12 protein-coding genes are annotated in these 17293 nt (G+C 67.4%); 6 read left to right on the top strand and 6 right to left on the bottom strand.

All coding sequences use genetic code 11. The features are described 5' to 3' along the window. Window positions 1-9 precede the first annotated feature (9 nt). From HGO92_RS18070 to HGO92_RS18060, 3 genes are read left to right on the top strand one after another with little or no spacing between them, the layout of a single operon-like run. Entirely contained in the window at window positions 10-1254 is a 1245-nt protein-coding gene (locus HGO92_RS18070) for an aminotransferase-like domain-containing protein (protein WP_169997296.1), read from the top strand. Further along, window positions 1255-2544 carry a M20 family metallopeptidase gene (locus HGO92_RS18065; protein WP_169997294.1) on the top strand — a complete coding sequence of 430 codons (1290 nt, stop codon included), beginning with the start codon at window positions 1255-1257 and terminating at the stop codon, window positions 2542-2544. Next, window positions 2541-3995, top strand: a complete 1455-nt coding sequence (locus tag HGO92_RS18060; RefSeq protein ID WP_169997292.1) for an MFS transporter — start codon at window positions 2541-2543, stop codon at window positions 3993-3995. The genes HGO92_RS18065 and HGO92_RS18060 overlap by 4 nt, the downstream gene beginning before the upstream one ends. 104 nt (window positions 3996-4099) lie before the next feature. Here the strand turns inward: HGO92_RS18060 and HGO92_RS23875 are convergent, their stop codons facing one another. From HGO92_RS23875 to ald, 3 genes are all read right to left on the bottom strand, one after another. Then, window positions 4100-5770: an HNH endonuclease gene (locus tag HGO92_RS23875; protein WP_240974740.1), complete on the bottom strand. Its 1671-nt coding sequence runs from the start codon at window positions 5768-5770 to the stop codon at window positions 4100-4102. 187 nt (window positions 5771-5957) lie between these two features. Further along, entirely contained in the window at window positions 5958-6689 is a 732-nt protein-coding gene (locus HGO92_RS18050) for a GntR family transcriptional regulator (protein ID WP_169997290.1), read from the bottom strand. 228 nt (window positions 6690-6917) lie between these two features. Further along, window positions 6918-8039, bottom strand: coding sequence for an alanine dehydrogenase (gene ald, locus HGO92_RS18045; protein ID WP_169997289.1), 1122 nt, complete (start codon window positions 8037-8039; stop codon window positions 6918-6920). Window positions 8040-8421: 382 nt separating this feature from the next. On the opposite strand from ald, the gene HGO92_RS18040 reads away from it, so the two are divergent. Together HGO92_RS18040 and malQ are read left to right on the top strand one after the other, a co-directional pair. Continuing rightward, on the top strand, window positions 8422-9645 hold the full coding sequence (locus HGO92_RS18040) for a PucR family transcriptional regulator (protein WP_169997287.1): 1224 nt from the start codon (window positions 8422-8424) through the stop codon (window positions 9643-9645). A 144-nt stretch (window positions 9646-9789) separates the two neighbouring features. Next, a complete protein-coding gene (gene malQ / locus HGO92_RS18035; RefSeq protein WP_169997285.1) occupies window positions 9790-11991 on the top strand; it encodes a 4-alpha-glucanotransferase in 2202 nt (733 codons plus the stop codon). Window positions 11992-12006: 15 nt separating this feature from the next. On the opposite strand, the gene HGO92_RS18030 is transcribed toward malQ, so the two are convergent. Genes HGO92_RS18030 through HGO92_RS18020 form a run of 3 tightly spaced genes read right to left on the bottom strand, consistent with a single transcriptional unit; the run spans window position 12007 to window position 16324 of the window. Next, entirely contained in the window at window positions 12007-14226 is a 2220-nt protein-coding gene (locus tag HGO92_RS18030; RefSeq protein ID WP_169997283.1) for a Gfo/Idh/MocA family oxidoreductase, read from the bottom strand. Further along, window positions 14223-15350, bottom strand: a complete 1128-nt coding sequence (locus HGO92_RS18025; RefSeq protein WP_205834673.1) for a glycosyltransferase — start codon at window positions 15348-15350, stop codon at window positions 14223-14225. The genes HGO92_RS18030 and HGO92_RS18025 overlap by 4 nt, the downstream gene beginning before the upstream one ends. Before the next feature lie 2 nt (window positions 15351-15352). Further along, window positions 15353-16324 (bottom strand): glucosyl-3-phosphoglycerate synthase, encoded by a 972-nt coding sequence (locus tag HGO92_RS18020; RefSeq protein WP_169997281.1) that lies wholly within the window; start codon window positions 16322-16324, stop codon window positions 15353-15355. A 214-nt stretch (window positions 16325-16538) separates the two neighbouring features. Here HGO92_RS18020 and HGO92_RS18015 point away from each other — a divergent pair, with 214 nt between their 5' ends. Then, a complete protein-coding gene (locus HGO92_RS18015; RefSeq protein ID WP_169997279.1) occupies window positions 16539-17222 on the top strand; it encodes a histidine phosphatase family protein in 684 nt (227 codons plus the stop codon). Window positions 17223-17293 lie beyond the last annotated feature (71 nt).

Genomic DNA, 17293 nt, shown 5'->3' with positions numbered 1-17293 from the left:
AACACCCTTATGTCAATCCGAGACCTCCCCCTCGCCGAACGGGCCGACCACCTCGTGGGTTCGGTCATCGACTCCAGCACCTCGCTGCTGGCCAAGCAGACGCACGACATCGTACGGTTCGCCATGGGCGCACCCGCGGAAGAAGCCGTACCGGTGGAGCTGTTCAACAATGTTCCGGCAGCCGTCTACGATGCGTCCTCCTACACCTACGGCGCAACCGAGGGTGAACCGCACCTGCTTGACACGCTCACCGATTATCTAGCAACGACGGCGGACCCCACCGCGCGCGAACGCATCACCATTACCTCGGGCGGGATGCAGGGCCTGGACCTGGCCTGCAAGATCTTCGTGGACCCGGGCGACCTGGTGGTGGTGGAAAGCCCCACCTACACCAACGGTTCGGCCACCGCCATGAGCTACGGTGCCGACCTGCTGGAAGTACCGGTCGACGACGACGGCATGATCGTCGATGAGCTGGAATCCCTGGTGGCTGCCTCGGGACGCACCCCGAAGGCCATCTACACCATTCCGAACTTCCAGAACCCCTCCGGCACCACGCTCTCACTGCCCCGCCGAAAGCGGTTGCTGGAACTGGCCCACCGCTGGAACGCGGTCATCATCGACGACGACCCTTACGGGCTCCTGCGGTTCGAGGGCGAAGACCTGCCCACGTTCAACCAGCTCAGCCCGAACGACCCGCTGATCTTCTCGGTCCGGACCTTCTCCAAGATCCTGGCTCCCGGCCTGCGCGTGGGCTGGGTGGAAACGGACCCCGAACTCCAGCGCCTGGTTATCAACGCCAAGCAGGCGATGGACACGTGCACCAATGTTCCGGCCCAGCATCTGGTTGCCGAATTCATCCTGCGCGGCGGACTCGACGACCACCTGAACTGGCTGCGCACGGAGTACCAGAGCCGCCGCGATGCGATGCTCGCCAGCATCGAACGCCACCTGGGCGACCGGGTCCGCACCACCAATCCCGACGGCGGCTTTTTCCTCTGGGTCACGCTTCAGGGCGAGGACGCGAAGATCAATACACAACGGCTGTTCGACATCGCGCTGGCGGAAGGCGTGGCCTTCATCCCGGGCCCGGCCCTGTCCCCCACCGGGCGGTTCACGGACGCCTTCAGAGTCTGCTTCGCCTCCTGCTCGCCGGAGCGGATCGAGGTTGGCGTCGAACGCCTCACCAACGCTCTGGACAAGGCGAGGGCCGAGCTGTCCTTCGGTACGGCTGCATCCTCCGGGGCGCGGTAGATGGCGGCCACCCTCGGCGTCAACGCGTTCGCCCAGGCGCCCACTCGGGACGAACAGGAAGTCCTCGACCATATCCGGCTGGATGAGATCATCGCCCTGGCGAAAAATCTCGTGAACGCGGGCGGCGAGAACCCCGGCGGCACCGAACACGCTACTGTGGCCGTGCTCGAAGCCGAAGCCACGTGCCTTGGCTTCGACGTGGACATCCAGCCCGCGGCTCCGGACCGTCCGAACATTCTCGTGACGCTGCTCCCGCCGGACAGGAAATCCGCGCTCGGGCCAGGCCTGATGTTCCTGGGCCACTCGGACGTCGTCCCGGCCGGGCCGGGCTGGTCCCGGCCGCCTTTCGAAGCCGTAGTCGAAAACGGCCGGTTGTACGGCCGCGGCTCCACGGATATGAAGGGCGGACTGGCAGCCGTTGTCGGTGCAATGGCCGCATTGAAGCGCTCCGGCGTCGTACTTTCGGGCCCTGTCACCTTGGTCTGCACGGTGGACGAAGAGGATCTCGGCCTGGGCATCCGTGCCCTGACGGCGCGCGGGCTGCCGCACAGCTACCTCGGCTGCGTGGTGGCCGAACCTACCGACATGGAAACGGTCATAGCCTGCCGCGGCGACAGCTACATTGAACTGGAGATCACCGGTAAGCCGGCGCATTCGGGCCGTCCCGCGGATGGTCGCAACGCCATCAGCGCCGCCGCCCGGATCTGCGAACTGATCCGGGCTGACCACGACGCGCTCCAGCAGGACCAAGACCCGCTGCTGGGCAGTGGCACCTGGAATGTCGGGCGCATCGACGGCGGCGAAGGCACCTCGATGGTGGCGCCGTCCTGCCATATTTCCGTGGACCGCAGGCTCATGCCCGACGACGATCCCGAGGACATCCTGGCCCGCTTGCTGCACCGTATTCGTGAAGCAGGCGTCGACACGGACGGCATCAGCGTCGACGCCGAACTCACCATGCAGATGCCCGGTTTCCGGACCCCGCAGGACCATCCGCTGGTCTCCGCCGCGGTGAACAGCGTACTGGCCGCTGGCGGAGAAACGCGCATCAGCGGCTGGACTGCGGCCTGCGATGGCGGCTTCATCGTCAGGGACTACGGCATCCCGGCAATCGTGCTGGGGCCGGGCGGTCTCAACGACCAGGCGCACCAGATTGATGAGTCCGTAGGGCTGGCGGAACTTACCACAGCCGCACGTACTTTCGCATTATTGTGCCTACGCTCCCTGAGGCATACGGTCGACGACATGCCGGATTCGAACAATTCGCTCCTAGAAGGAGAACGCCCGTGACCCGTTCCGAGCCAATACGAAATGATTATCCGGAGCAGCAGCTCGCGCCAGGATCCGAGCCTACGACGCCGGAAGACAAGAAAACGCTCCATCGTGCCATCCTCGGTTCTGCCCTCGGTAATGCCGTGGAATGGTTCGACTACGGCGTCTACGGCTACCTCACCATCTACATGGCCGTTAACTTCTTCGGTTCCGAAGCGGGCGACGGCGGCCTGGGCGTCACGCTGACGCTGGCCACCTTGGCGCTGTCCTTCCTCGTCCGGCCGCTCGGCGGCATCATCCTTGGCCCGCTGGGCGACAAGGTGGGCCGGCAGAAGGTCATGGTCCTGACGGTACTGATGATGACACTGGCCACCGGCGCCATCGGTCTGCTGCCCACCTTGAGCACGGTGGGCGTCCTCGCCCCGATCCTGCTGCTCGTCTGCCGCCTGGTGCAGGGCTTCTCCGCGGGTGGCGAGTACGGCGGCGCTGCCGTCTACATGGCCGAGTCTGCGCCCGACCGCCGCCGCGGGTTCCTGGGCTCCTTCCTGGAGTTCGGCACCACTGTGGGCTTCATGCTCGCCGCCGTTGTCTGCACCACCTTGATCACACTGGTCGGCGACCAAGGTATGGAGGACGGCTGGTGGCGCCTGCCGTTCCTGCTCACCATTCCGCTCGGCCTGACTGCACTGTGGATTCGGACGCGGCTGGGTGAGGCCCCTGTCTTCACCGAGGCATCCGAGCACGCCGAAACCACCCGCTCACCGCTTCGGCACGTGCTGGTCAACAACTGGCGCCAGATCCTGGTTCTGGCCGGTTTCGTTGTCCTGCTGAACGTGGCGTTCTACCTGATCCTCGGCTACATGCCCACGTATCTCAGTGGCCAGCTTGGACACAGCACGGCGCAAGGCAACTGGATGCTCGTGGCGATCATGGCGCTGATGCTCGTGGCCATCCCGCCCATGGGAGCGCTGTCCGACCGCATTGGCCGAAAGCCGCTGCTGCTCGTGGCCGCAGTGGGCTATATGCTGCTGTCCGTCCCGTCGATCATGCTGCTGGGCACGCCCAGCCTGCTCCTGCAGTTCCTCGGCCTGGCGGTGCTTGGCATCCTGTTGGTGATTCTGGTTTCGTCCGTCTCCTCGACGCTGCCGGCGCTGTTTCCGACCTATGTGCGGTACAGCGGTTTCGCCATCGGCTACAACTTCTCCACCGCGTTCTTCGCAGGGCCGTCGCAGACCGTGGCCAACCAGTTGATCGAGACCACCGGCAATCAGCTGGTCCCGGGCTGGTACATGGCGATCGCGGGACTCATCGGCTTCATTAGCATCCTGTGCATGCGCGAGACTTCGCAGGCTACTTTGCGTGGCGAGGAACTGCCTGGCGTTCCGGAGTCCTTGGGCGCCCCGAAGCCTATTTATGTTGAGCAGAACCGTGAGGATGCCGAGGCCCGCCGGGCGAGCTACCAAGCCTAGGCAGGTACTGTTCCGGCACCATCTCAAAGCGGGGCTCCGGGTTTTGCCCGGAGTCCCGCTTGTCGGTTACCGGCTCTGACCCGGGAAACCTGAACGGAACTGGCTCAGGCTGCGCGCCGGTAGATGAAGTCGATGCGGCCCAGCGCCTGCTCGAAGACTGAGAACGGCTCCACTGTCTCGTCCGGTTGTTCCGCCGCCGGTGGCGTGCCAGGCAGGGCTGGTGCGGTTGACACGTAGGTGTGTCCGGTCGGCGTGGTCGTTTCGACGGTGTGCCGCGGTCCGGGGATCCTTTGGGCGTGCCAGCCTTCAGATTCCTTCGCCAGGTTACACGCTTCACATAGCCCTTGCCCGTTGAGCTCGCTGGTCGCCCCGGCGTCGCGCCAGGGCACGACGTGGTCGTGGTGGCGGATCGGCGCATCACACCACGGAGTGCGGCAAAGCTGGTCCCGCGCCTGGATCATGCGCTGCATCCCGGCCGGCATCAACCTTGCCCGCGAATCCATGCCGAGCAGCTGTCCGGTGCCCGGCGCGGTGTAGAGCCGGCGTACCCAGACTTCCACATCTTCTTTATCGCCGGAGGCTCTTCGCTCCGAGTTTGGCGGCCCGGTCGCCGTACCGGTGGTTCCACCTGTGTCTGGCGGGCCGGAACCGGCAGCGCCGTCCCCGTTGCCGGCATCCGCTGCGCGGGTGACGATCTTGCCTTCGTCGGCGCCCTTTACCGGATTGCCGACCGCTGGATGATCTATGCTGCCGTTCCCGGCGTCGATGTTGTCCGTGCCGACACTGTCACTGTCGGTCTCGGTCTCGGTCTCGGTCTCGATGCCGTTCGCGTTGTCGTGGTCGGTGTTGTCGGTGCGGAGCAGGTCGCGGGCCCATTGGGCGGGGACGATGCCGTACCCGGCCAGGTGCGCCGGTTCGGAGTCGCCCTGGAACAGGGTGCGGTCGGTCATGACCAACTGCACTTCAATTTTTGCCGGGTTCTCCACCGGCTGGCCGGTGACGCGTTCGACGAGGATGTCGGCCATGAGCTGGCCCCGGCCACGTTCATCACCCTGCGCCTTCAACCTGTCGGCCTCCTTCACCAGGGCCGCGAGGACGGCCACGCCCTGCACCACCGGCAGCAGGCAGCTCACCTGGGCCATCGTGTCCGGCGCGGGACGGCAGGAGACATGCCGTTCCGTTTCGGCTTTCGCAGCCCGGCGGACCACCGACAGTGGGTCCAGCCGCAGTGCGGCCTGCTTCGCCATGGCCCCGATCTGCTTGTCCCCGCAGCCGCGCAGCGTCTTCGGTTCAGCACACAATTCCTGATCGACGCGGCGGCGGTCTTCCACGCTCAGGCACGCGGTTTCGCGGACCAAGATGGTCGCCCGCCACTCGTTCAGCCGGCCCTCCGCCAACGCCGTATACGTGTGCGGCATTTCCCTGATCAACGTGGTCGCCATGCCCAGGTGCTTACCGCCCCGGTTCGGGGAGTCCTTGCGTGCCAGGCCGATCTCCTTCGCCAGGCCCCGGCCCCGCTTCTCCGCCGCGACCCCGGCCGCAGCCCGGGTCTGGCGGCGGGAGGCAACAAACGCCTCCGTCTCGCGCGCCTGCGCGGCAGCCGCCGCGGCTTTAAGTTCCTCCAGTGCGGTGATCCGGTCAATCCGCACCCCCTCGGAGACGTCCTGGTCCATGTTCGCCAGTTCCAGGATCGCGGCGCGGATCAGTCCAGCACCAGGATCACCGGGGACCGGCTTAACCGGATCCATCTCTGCTGGAACGATTGACTCGAACATACTTTCGATTCTATCGAGGAGCACTTCGAGGCACAACGGAGGAAGCCCGCCTGTTGATATCCCTCAGCAGCAGAAGCCCGAGCGCTCAACGTTGAAGGGATGGGACCCTAACGCTGAAGGGACGGGACCTTCAACACTGGAGGGCAGGCTCTTAACGTTCAGAGTCAAATAATTGCAACGACGCCAGTTAGCCCGCTGCCACGGCAGCCGCGGAGGCCCCTTCATTGGAAGCCGCTTCTTCGGCGAGCACCATGCTGCGTGAGATTTTCTCCACGGCGTCATCCATGTGCTCTGCCAAAAGCTTGTGGAAAAGCGGCACATTTGCAGCACCAATAGCGTCCGCAATCGCAACGTGCTCCGCCAGCCGGGCCTCAGGGGTGTAGCCGGTGTCTTCGAGCGCCGCCATGCACATCCGCGTCTCGGTGATGAGGGTATTGTGCATCCGCGACAGTCTGATGCTGTGCGCCATCGCCACCAGCAGTTCATGGAACTCGATGTCGAGATCGCTCAGGACCGCACCCCGCTCCCCCGCCGCAACCGCCTTGGCCATCCGGTCAGTCACTTCATGCAGCGCCGCAGCGACCTCTTCGTGCCGGCCCTCCAGTTCGATGATTTTCAGTCCGGCCGCGCGCTCGACGGCGGTGCGTGCCAAATACATATCGACAATATCCGAGGGGCCCAGTTCGGTGACGAAAATACCGCGGTTGCGGATGCTGACCAGCAGGCCTTCCTGCGTGAGCCGTTGCATGGCTTCACGAAGGGGCCCACGGCTGACCCCAAGGTCGCGCGCAAGCTCAGCTTCTCCCAACTGCTGGCCCGGCTCGAGCTCTCCGTGGCCGATGGCATACCTAAGCTTCCGGGCGATGATCGCCGGCGTCGACTCCTGGACCAGGGGCTCGATAAATCTGCTCTTTGCCATGGCTTCCTTGCTTTCGGCAGTGGATCCTTGGCAGGCGGCGCGCGAACCGCCGCCTGTCTCATTGCAGACAATCTTACAACTCAGCGGCAGAAGCGACTACAGTCTGGTGACCATCACTTTAACAGGCGGCAAAGACGCCTTAAACCCAGCCGGGGCGGCGGTAGAGTACCGCCGCCCCTGCAAGGCGATTGGGACAGTCTTTGCTGGCGCGCCAGCGCAAATAACCTGTTAGACGCCCGCGAACTCCCGATTACCGGAAGCGAGCTCCAGCCCGTGGGCCTCGGAAACGGAGCGGTGAGTGACCTGCCCCGCCGCGACGTTCAGGCCCGCGGCGAGGGCCGGGTCCTTGGCCAGCGCAGCCTCCACACCCAGATCAGCCAGCGCGACGGCGTAGCGGAGCGTGACGTTGGTGAGCGCGTAGGTGGAGGTGTTCGGAACGGCGCCAGGCATATTCGCGACGCAGTAGAACAGCGAGTTGTGGACGCGGAAGGTCGGCTCCGCATGGGTGGTGGGGTGGCTGTCTGCGAAGCAGCCGCCCTGGTCGACGGCGATGTCGACGAGAACGCTGCCGGGCTTCATCTTGGCGACGAGCTCGTTGCTGACAAGCTTCGGTGCCTTGGCGCCTGGAATGAGCACGGAACCGATCACCAGGTCCGACTCAACCACAGCGCGCTCGATCTCCAGGCTGTTGGAGGCGAGGGTCTTGAGCCTGCCCGCGTACTGGGCGTCGAGCTCGCGCAGGCGGTTGATGTTGATGTCGAGAATCGTCACGTCGGCGCCCATGCCCACGGCCATCGCCGCAGCATTGGTGCCCGAGACACCCGCACCGAGCACGGTGACCTTTGCCGGACGGACACCGGGGACGCCGCCAAGCAGGATGCCCGGGCCGCCGGCCGGAACGGCCAGGGACTGCGCGCCGACCTGCACGGAGAGGCGTCCCGCCACTTCGCTCATCGGGGCCAGCAGCGGCAGGGCGCCGTTGGACGTCTGGACGGTCTCGTAAGCGATGGCCGTGACGCCGGAATCCAGCAGAGCGCGGGTCAGTTCCGGCTCGGCGGCCAGGTGCAGGTAGGTGAAGAGCACCAGGCCCTCGCGGAAGTGGCGGTATTCGGAGGCGATGGGCTCCTTGACCTTCATGACCATGTCCGCACGGGACCAGACCTCGTCAGCGGTCGCGACCAGCTCAGCGCCGGCGGCAGCGTATTCGGCGTCGTCAATCCGCGAGCCGGCACCGGCGCCGGCTTCGATCAGCACGACGTGTCCGCGGCTGCGCAGTTCGTGGACGCCGGAAGCCGTGATGGCCACGCGGAATTCGTTGTTCTTGATTTCCTTGGGAACGCCGATGATCATCGGGAGCCTCCGTATCTAGGTGTGCGAAATAGCCAGGTGCGCTATCGAACGGGTTGAAACTGCGCCGGAACCGGCGATGAGTTAACTGTAGGACCCGATTTTCGACGTCGTTCCTTGCCTTCCGCAGGGACCTCGCCGCACGCTTCGCCAACCTCGGAGGACCAGGCGGACGCAGTCAACCACTCCGCCTGCCCGGATCCGCGCCATTACGGGGAACAAGAGAGCATGCAGAGGGGCCGGCACCCGCCAGGCGGTGTGATCGCTACCACAGTCTTGGCGCTGGCGGCAATCGACAAATGTCGCGTCGGCGCGCGCCAAATGTCGCCTCGTGTCTGTCCGGCCTCCCTAGACTAGGAGCAGGCGAACCACACAAGGAGGCCCGATGCAGAGTCCCGATGCCGAACGGGCGGTGGAGGAGATTGCGCAGGCGCTGGGCCACGGGGTTTCCGTTGAGGATCTCGACGGCGACCTGATCGCCTACAGCAGCCATCAGGCCTCGGCGGACCAGGTGCGGGTGAACTTCCTGCTGAGCAAGAAAGTGCCCGCGGATGTCAGTGCCTGGCAGCTCAGCCATGGGATTGCGACGGCGGTGCGGCCGGTGGTGGTTCCGGCCAACGCGTCGCTGGGCATGCATGGCCGGGTCTGCGTTCCGCTGTTGGTGCGCGGCTTCCGTGTGGGCTACCTGTGGGTGCTGCACGAGCAGGACGAGGAGGCGCCGGATGCGATTCTCGCCGCGCTGCCCGGGGTCCGCCCGCTGCTGGACAGGCTGGCGGAGCAACTGCTGGATACCAATACGCCGGAATCGGATGCCCGGCGGCGGCGCGAAGCCGAGTTCCTCGCCGCCTGCGAAGGTGACGCTGCCGCCGTCGAAAGCGTGGCGGGCTGGCCTGAGGTCCAGGGCCGTTCGCCGTGGACGGTGGGCAGCATGATGGAGCGGATCGAGGATCCGGACACAGCCCTGGCGGAGCAGGCCCATCCGGAGGCCGCGGTGCTGCTGCAGCGGATTTCGGCGCTGCAGGCCACGGTTGGCATCAGGCCGGCGCTGTTCAGCGCGGGGTCGCAGCAGCATGCCGTCATCCTGTTCCGCGATCTGCCGGGCCGGGCCGAGCACGCCGAGGTGCTCAAGCGCTATGGGGCGGAGATTTCGCTGCGCGGCGGGCACCCGGAACGGCCGGACATGCTCGGCCTGAGCGAGTCGTTCACCGACCTGCGCCGGCTGCCCGAAGCCTACGAACAGTCGAAGACCGCCGTGCAGGCCGCCGCCGTGGACCCGCGGATCGGCCCGCTGGTGGACTACCGGGATACCGGCGTGTACCAGTTCCTCGCCACCGGCAAGGGCTCGCTGCCCGGGCGCTCCGTGCACTTCGCCGACCTGCAGGAGCAGGACCGCAACGCCGAACTGCTGCCGGTGCTGGAGCTGCTCTACGACACGGACGGCTCGGTGGCGGACGTGGCCGCCCAGCTGCACCTGCACCGCAGCAGCGTCTACAACCGGCTGGCCCGCGTGCGCTCCATCATCGGTGCGGACCCGCTCAAGGGCAGAGTGCGGCTTGAGCTCCACCTGGCGATGAAGGCGGCGCGCTGGGCCGGCAGGCCGCGGCTGTAAGGCATGGATGTAAGCCCGGCGGTAACACGCAGCGCAAGGCCGCGCGCCCCCTGCAATAAAACAGCTCCACTGCAATAATCAAACCAGGCTGCCCCGTGGCAGCGCACCTGAACCTGACGTAGCCGGGCGAACGAGGCGGACTAGATGACAGTGACCCAGAAGACGGCAGACCCGACGATCAACGAGGCGAGGCTACACCAGCTCGCCCAGGCCCACGGCGTGGGCACGAAGTTCACCGGTTGGGACGGGCTCCCCTATGACGTGGACCCGGAAACTCTGGTCAAGGTGCTGGCCGCGCTCGGCGTTCCGGCCGGGACCGGCGAGCAGGTGGAGGCCTCCCTGACGGACGCGGAGCTGGGGCCGTGGCGGCGGATGCTGCCACCCGCCGTCGTGGTAAAGGACGGAAGCACAAACAACGACGGCGGGGCCGGCGACAGCGGGGAGACGCTGGTTCCGGTCCATGTGCCGCACGGTACCGGGGTGCGGGTGCGGATCGTCACCGAGGACGGGCTTGTGCTGCTGCCCGAACAGCGGACCATTCCAACGGAACCGCGGATGGTGGACGGTACGCTGACCGACCGCATCACGTTCGCCGTTCCGTCCGGGCTGCCGCTGGGCTGGCACACGCTGATCGCAGAGACCGGCGGCGGGACGGACGGCGTCCGTGCGGATGCCTCGCTGGTGGTGACGCCCGCGCGGATGACTACCGCGGACCCGCTGGAGCAGCGTCCCGGCTGGGGCCTGGCCACGCAGCTGTACTCAGCGAGGTCCACGCTGTCCTGGGGCATCGGCGACTTTGAGGATCTGGCGGATCTGGCCGCGATCAGCGGTGCCCGCGGCGCGGACTACGTCTTGGTAAACCCGCTGCACGCCGCCGAACCCGCGCCGCCGGTCCAGCCGTCCCCGTACTCCCCGTCCACCCGCCGGTTCTTCAACCCGCTGTACCTGCGGATCGAAGCCGTGCCGGAGCTGGCCTACCTGGCCGCGGACCAGCGCGCTCGGATTGACGCCTTGGCGGCGGAGTCCCGCCGGCTGAACGAGCAAGCGGACCGGCTGGACCGGGACACCGTCTACGCGGCGAAGCTGGAGGCGCTCACGCTGCTGTATCAGGCGAAGCGGTCGCCGGCTCGGCAGCGTGCCTTCGAGAACTTCTGCGCCGAGGCCGGCCAGGGGCTGGAGGACTTCGCCCTCTGGTGCGCACTGCGTGAGGAGCTGCCCGCGGACCACCCGCTGTGGCATGACCCCGCGGCGGCCCCGGGCACCGCGGCGATGGACGGCAAGCGGCGCGAGCTCGCCGCCCGGATCGACTTCCACCGCTGGTTGCAGTGGCTCTGCGACGAGCAGCTCGAATCCGCGCAGCGCGCGGCGAAACTGGCCGGCATGCGTTTGGGCGTGGTGCATGATCTGGCCGTCGGGGCGGACCTGTCCAGCGCGGACGCGTGGATGTTGCGGGACGCGTTGGCGCCGGGCGTCAGCGTCGGCGCGCCACCGGACATGTACAACCAGCTGGGCCAGGACTGGTCGCAGCCGCCGTGGCACCCGCGCCGGCTGGCCGAGGCCGGCTACGCGCCGTTCCGGGACATGCTGCGCACCGTGCTCCGGCATGCCGGTGGCGTCCGGGTGGACCACATCCTGGGCCTCTTCCGGCTCTGGTGGGTGCCGGTCGGCAACGGTCCGGCGCGCGGCGCGTACGTGCAGTATGACCACGAGGCGCTGATCGGGATCCTGGCGCTCGAGGCCCAGCGTGCCGGCGCCGTCGTTATCGGCGAGGATCTGGGCACTTTCGAGCCGTGGGTGCGGGACTATCTGGCGGAACGGGGCATTCTCGGCACCTCCATTCTTTGGTTTGAGAACGACGGCGATGCTCCCCTGCCGCCGGAAAAGTACCGGGTGCAGTGCCTGGCAAGCGTCAACACCCACGACCTGCCGCCGACTGCGGGCTTCCTCGCCGGGGACCACGTGCTGCTGCGCGAATCGCTCGGGCTGCTGGAGCGGCCGGTCGCCGAGGAGCGGGCCGAGCACGACGCCTCGCTGGCGTCCTTCCTCGAGTTGGCGCGCAGCCGCGGGCTGCTGCCGGCGGACGGACAGGCCGGCGAAGAGGAACAGATCGAGGCGCTGCACCGGCTGCTGACGCAGTCGCCGTCGGCGTTGATCGGTGTGGCGCTGGTGGACGCCGTCGGCGAGCGCCGGGTGCAGAACCAGCCCGGCACCACGGCGGAGGTCTACCCCAACTGGCAGGTGCCGCTGGCGGATTCCGCCGGCAAGGCGGTGCTGCTGGACGAGCTGGAAGGCAACGCTAGATTCAACCGCCTGCTGGCCGCAGTGGAAGAGTCGATGGCCAAGTAGCGGCGCCAGACAGCGTCAGAGCAGCAGCGGCGACACGGCGAAGACCGCGGTGATCACGTGCCGTTCGCGCCGCGCCACCTGGTGCATGAGGCCGGGGCCGTCCTCGAACGGCACCACATCCGTCACGAAGTGCTTGCGGATCAGGTCCCCGTGCGAGCGCAACAGCTTGATCGTCTCGGCCGACAGCCGGCCGCGGTCCCACTGCGTGGACAGCCCGCGGGGCGTCCGTCCGATCTGGGCGCAGCGCAGGCTCAGCCCGTTGTGGTGGAACTCCTCGCCCAGGCGCACCGCGTCCGCACCCTGCGTGTAGAAGGCCAGATCGATCACCGTGCCCTGCGGGCGGACCGCGCGCAGGGCGGCGTGGAGGGCTTCGGCGCGGCCGCGGCATTGGAAGACGACGTCGGCGCCGCGGTCTCCGGGGCCGTGCCGCCAGCGGGTCTTGAGCAGCTTACCCGGGTCGTCGTCGAGGTTCACCGCGAGGAAGCCCAGCTCCTCGGCCAGCTGCCGGCGGCGGGGATCGGAGTCCGCCACCGCCACTTCGCGCGCGCCCAGGAACGAGGCGAACAGCGCGGTCATCAGGCCGATCGGACCGGCTCCGGTCACCAGGACGAGCCGGCCTTCGACGCCGTCCTGCAGCCCGCGGACCATGCCGCCGGTGGCATCCGCGGCCGCGTGCAGGAGCCCGTTGGCGCAGATCGGCCCGAAGTGCGCGACGAAAACACCCAGCAGCGGATCCAGCTGCGCGGGCAGCGGCACCAGATGCTCGGTCAGCGGGTCGGCCACATGAGCGGTGGCGTGCCCGTAGGCCGAGGCCAGCACATCCCCCTCGGCGAACGCCGCGGTGCGGGACTGCACCACTTTCGCCACTTCCATATACCCGAGCCGGCGCACCGGGTAGCCCGTGCCGGGCGATCCGGTCAGGAAGAGGCTGAGCTCGGGATCCAGCCGGGAGCTCAGCCCGGGGTGGTTGCCCTTGACGAAGGCCAGTTCGGTGCCGGCCGAAAGCCCGGTGGCCAGGGTCTCCAGCAGGACGCCGCCGTCGGGCACCTCGGGAAGCTCCTCGTCGACAATCTCTACGTTTCCAGCGGCGGCCACAATCAAATTACGACGCCGGTTCATCGCTGTCAGGGAACGTGGATCCGTTGCTGGGCTGGCGGCAGGCATGCCGGTCAGCAGTATTGCGGAAGGCCGGACCGGTTTCGGCTCCGCTCTCAGGTCCGCCGCCAGCTGCCCCAGCGGCTCTGGCTGGAGCTTCACCGGTCGCCCGGTCCGCGCCGATTCGGCGATGGCGCAGCCCAGCCGATGACTGCGGAGGGCTTCCGCGTAAGGCACGCGGGTGGATTCGCGTTCGCCGCGCACCGCTTCGATGAATTCCCGGTCGACGGCGATCCGCGGGTCTTCACCGCACTTCATGTTTGTCCGGGCCGAGCCGTCGAAACTGCTGAGGCCTTCTTCCGACAGCTCCAGGTACAACCCGCGGCTGACCGTGTGCAGGGCAGCCCGGTGTTTGGCGGCCAGCACGGAGGTGGCCGCCAGCGTTGCCACGGTCCCGGAGGCAAACCGCACGGTCGCCGCGGTGGCGTCGTCGACCTCTTCGTAGTCCTCCGGCGTTGGCACTCGATCGGTGGAGTCTGGGTCTTCCAGCGCTCGGCGGAGCCCGGCGGCATAGACCTCCACGGCCTCGCCGAGCAGGAAGCGTGCGGTGTCCAGCACGTGGGTGAGCTGTTCGACCACCTGTCCGCCGGAGCGGTCCATCCGGCCCCACCACGGCACGGGCGGACGCTTGTCCAGCCAGTAGCCGTTGGCCAACAGCGGCGGGGCGTCCGCCAGCAGCTGCCGGGCGTGCTCAACGGAGTCCATGCAGCGCCAGTGGTAGCCGGTTCCGGTGACTACCCCGCTCTCTTCCACCAGGGCACCGATCTCCTCGGCGACGTCCCGGCCGAGTCCCACGGGCTTTTCCACAAACAGCGGCAGGCCTCTGGACAGTGCCGCCCGTTCCCCGGGACCATGGGCAAAAGGAGGTACACAGACGTACACGGCGTCCACTTCGACGGCGTCGAGCGCTTCTTCGGGGTCCGTGAAGGCCGGCAGATCGAGTTCGCCTGCCATTGCCTGGGCCGCGGGCTCGTAGGCATCGGTGATGCTGGCGAGCCTGACGCCGGGCAGCGAGTTCAGGACCCCGGCGTGGCGGCGGCCCACCGATCCTGCTCCGATCAGGGCGATGCTGATGGTCATGCGGCCTCCCGGATGAGCTTTCCGTACAATTCGAGATAGTGAGCGGCCATGGCCTGCGGGGTCCAGTCCGCGGCGGCCGCCCGGCAGTCCTGCGGATCAATACCGTCCAGCTTCTGCAGGTACTGCGCCAGGTCCGGCTCGCTGGCGGCCAGGTAGCCGGTCCGGCCGTGGTCCACCAGCGAGGGCAGCACGCCCAGCGGCGTTCCGACCACCGGTATCCCGCGGGAGAGCGCCTCAACCACGCCCGTTGCCCCGGGTTCGGCCCAGCGGTTCGGTGCCAGCAGCACCCGGGCCGAGCGCAGCACCCGTTCCTTCGCCTCGCCGGCCACGCCGCCGATCCAGCGGGCGCGGCGCCCGTCCAGCAGCGGACGTACCTCGGTCAGGAAGTACTTCACGTCGGGGTGGGCGGCAAGGGCGTTGTCCCCCTCGGCCAGCCGGCGGTCCAGTTCCTGCGGATCGTTGATCCCGGCCACCGGGCCGGCCAGGACCAGCGGGATGTTGGCCGCCGCGCAGATCCGCACCGCGGTGTCCTGACCCTTGTCCCGGGTGATCCGCGCGAGCAGCAGCGCGTGGTCGCCCGGTTCCACCTGCACCTCAAGTGCCGGGGCCGGGGCGAGCGGGACCACACCGATCGCTTGGCGCTGCAGCTGCTCCGGAGCGCGCTCCAGCTGGGACTGCGAGACGGCCGCGAACCGCACGCGGCCCCGGCCGTTGAACGTCGAATAGAACGCCGCATGTTTCGCCAGATCCCAGTGCAGGGTCTGCAGGACCGGCGGTGCAGAGGCGCCCATCGCGGCGAAAACGGCCGGCCCCACCACCTCAAGGTGATCGTGCACGAGATCCCAGCTGCCGCCGTCGTACATTGCATTCACCAACGCGTGCATGTGCGCGTGCGCGATGCCGGAAACCTGGTTGTAGGGCAGGGCGATGGAGCGGAACTGCGGCTCGTCCAGCGGCCGCAGGTAGGCATCCGCCTCGATGGAACTCGGCCCCACCGTGGCCAAGGTGACGTGCACGCCCGTGCGGCGCAGTTCCGGGATGAGCGTGGCCAGGACGGTTTCGATCCCGCCGTAGCCCTCCGGCGGAACCGGGAGCCAGGGGCCGGCATTGACCAGGATCCGCATGCCTAACTGGCCTTGCTCGCGGTCAACCGGTAGTCGGGAATCTCGATCATGGGCGGACGTTCGGAAATTTCGACCTCGCAGGTTTCCTCAATGAACCGTTCGCCGTCGCGCAGGAACTGGGTCAGCGGCGCAGAGGCAGGCGCATTCGCTACGAGCCCGCTGCGGAACAGCCGTGACTGGACGGTCAGCTGCACCTGCATCGCCATCTTGGACAGGTCGGCATCCGTGGCGTTGCGGTGGCAGCGCACGCCCAGGTCCACCTGCGCCATGCCTTCCAGCCCGACGGCTTCGAGCACGTCGATCAGCATGCCGATCTCCACGCCGTAGCCGGAAACGAATGGGATGCGCTCGAGCAGGGAGCGGCGGGCCGCGTATTCACCGGCCAGCGGCTGCACTATCCCAGCGAGCTCGGGCCAGAAGAGGTTGAGCAGCGGCCGGGCCACGAGCTCGGTCACGCGGCCGCCGCCGGCGGGCATCACCGTGACCCCGTTGTTGAGCGGCCGGTCGTAGCAACTCTTGACGAAGTGGACGCGCGGTTCGGTCAGCAACGGCCCCAGCATTCCGACGGCGAACTGCGGATCGAACTCATGCAGGTCCGCGTCGATGAACACCACGATGTCCCCGGTAGCCACCGTGAGGGATTTCCACAACGCCTCGCCCTTGCCCGGGACATTGCCGAGCTCGGGCAGGATGTGCTCCTGGCGGGCGACTTTCGCGCCGGCGGCAGCTGCGACGGCGGACGTGGCATCCGTGGAGTTGGAGTCGATGACAATGATTTCATCCAGCAGCGGCACGGCTTCAACCAGCCGGGACCGCAGCGCCGAAACGATCTGCCCCACCGTGGCCGCTTCGTTCTTGGCAGGAAGGACAACGCTCACTTTTTGGCCGTCTTTTTGTGCTGCCAGTTCCTCCGGCGCATACCGGGAGCCGTGGTAGCTTCCGGTGGCAAACCACCGCCGCAGATCTTCGCGCATGCCGGTCTCTTTTCGTGCCGTTGCCGGTTCGCCCTCGTACCGGCGGTCGATAGGATCTAGACGAAGCCTACGTTTGTGTCCTGCCGGTGTGAATACCCCGAAACAGGTGCAGGTGCAACACGGGAGCGTCCCGGCCGGCGCCACGAACGGCGTTTCCACAGGTCAGGGCGATGCAGGGCTCAGAGCTTCAGAACGGTTCCAGAACGGAGAATTCATGCAGAACGGCCATCCGTCTCCGCGGCAGCAGAGGCCCCGGCTGGTGCTGTGGCGCCATGGCCAGACCGAGTGGAATGTGTTGGAGAAGGCCCAGGGACAAGCCGATGTCCCCCTGGACGACACCGGCCGCACCCAGGCGAAACAGGCCGCGGCCATGCTGGCCACCTTCGACCCGGCCTTCATCTGGTCCAGCGATCTGCAGCGTGCCCGCGACACCGCGCAGGAACTGGCCGCGCTGACCGGCCGGGACCTGGTGCTGGACGCCCGGCTCCGCGAGTACCACGTGGGCATCCGGCAGGGAACAACCTTCGCCGAGTTCCAGGCGGAACACCCGGACATCTACGCAAAGTTCTTTTCCGAAGAGAACTACCGGGTCCCCGGCGCCGAGCTGCCCTCGGAAGTCAACGCGCGGATGAAGGCTGTCATCGATGAAGCTGCCGCCGCAGTGAACGACGGCGAGACCGGCGTTCTCGTGGGACACGGCGCTGCCCTGCGCAGCGGCCTGCTGGCGTTCTTCGAGGCACCGTCCCACCTGCGCGAAATGTTCGCGGGCATGGCCAACTGTGCCTGGACCGTGCTGGAAAAGCATACCGAGCGCGGCTGGCAGATCATCGACTACAACGCGCAGACCCTGCCGGATGCGTCTTCGGTGCTGGCCGATGAAATGCCGGTGGAGCACTGACCGGCCGATGCCCGCCATTACAGCGTGAACACCGACAGGACCGGGACGCGGGCAGGAGGCTTTGGTCACAC

It is taken from the genome of Crystallibacter degradans (assembly GCF_012952295.1).
GTDB lineage: Bacteria > Actinomycetota > Actinomycetes > Actinomycetales > Micrococcaceae > Crystallibacter > Crystallibacter degradans.
The sequence above is the reverse complement of the archived record's forward strand: the minus strand, read 5'-3'. Positions and strand labels throughout refer to the sequence as shown.

Excerpts from the sequence above, each read along its gene's own strand:
- malQ (WP_169997285.1), top strand. The coding sequence starts at position 9,790 with ATGACAGTGACCCAGAAGACGGCAGACCCGACGATCAACGAGGCGAGG.
- HGO92_RS18050 (WP_169997290.1), bottom strand. The coding sequence starts at position 6,689 with ATGGCAAAGAGCAGATTTATCGAGCCCCTGGTCCAGGAGTCGACGCCG.
- HGO92_RS18070 (WP_169997296.1), top strand. The coding sequence starts at position 10 with ATGTCAATCCGAGACCTCCCCCTCGCCGAACGGGCCGACCACCTCGTG.
- HGO92_RS18040 (WP_169997287.1), top strand. The coding sequence starts at position 8,422 with ATGCAGAGTCCCGATGCCGAACGGGCGGTGGAGGAGATTGCGCAGGCG.
- HGO92_RS18015 (WP_169997279.1), top strand. The coding sequence starts at position 16,539 with ATGCAGAACGGCCATCCGTCTCCGCGGCAGCAGAGGCCCCGGCTGGTG.
- HGO92_RS18020 (WP_169997281.1), bottom strand. The coding sequence starts at position 16,324 with ATGCGCGAAGATCTGCGGCGGTGGTTTGCCACCGGAAGCTACCACGGC.
- HGO92_RS18025 (WP_205834673.1), bottom strand. The coding sequence starts at position 15,350 with ATGCGGATCCTGGTCAATGCCGGCCCCTGGCTCCCGGTTCCGCCGGAG.
- HGO92_RS18065 (WP_169997294.1), top strand. The coding sequence starts at position 1,255 with ATGGCGGCCACCCTCGGCGTCAACGCGTTCGCCCAGGCGCCCACTCGG.
- HGO92_RS23875 (WP_240974740.1), bottom strand. The coding sequence starts at position 5,770 with ATGTTCGAGTCAATCGTTCCAGCAGAGATGGATCCGGTTAAGCCGGTC.
- HGO92_RS18030 (WP_169997283.1), bottom strand. The coding sequence starts at position 14,226 with ATGACCATCAGCATCGCCCTGATCGGAGCAGGATCGGTGGGCCGCCGC.
- ald (WP_169997289.1), bottom strand. The coding sequence starts at position 8,039 with ATGATCATCGGCGTTCCCAAGGAAATCAAGAACAACGAATTCCGCGTG.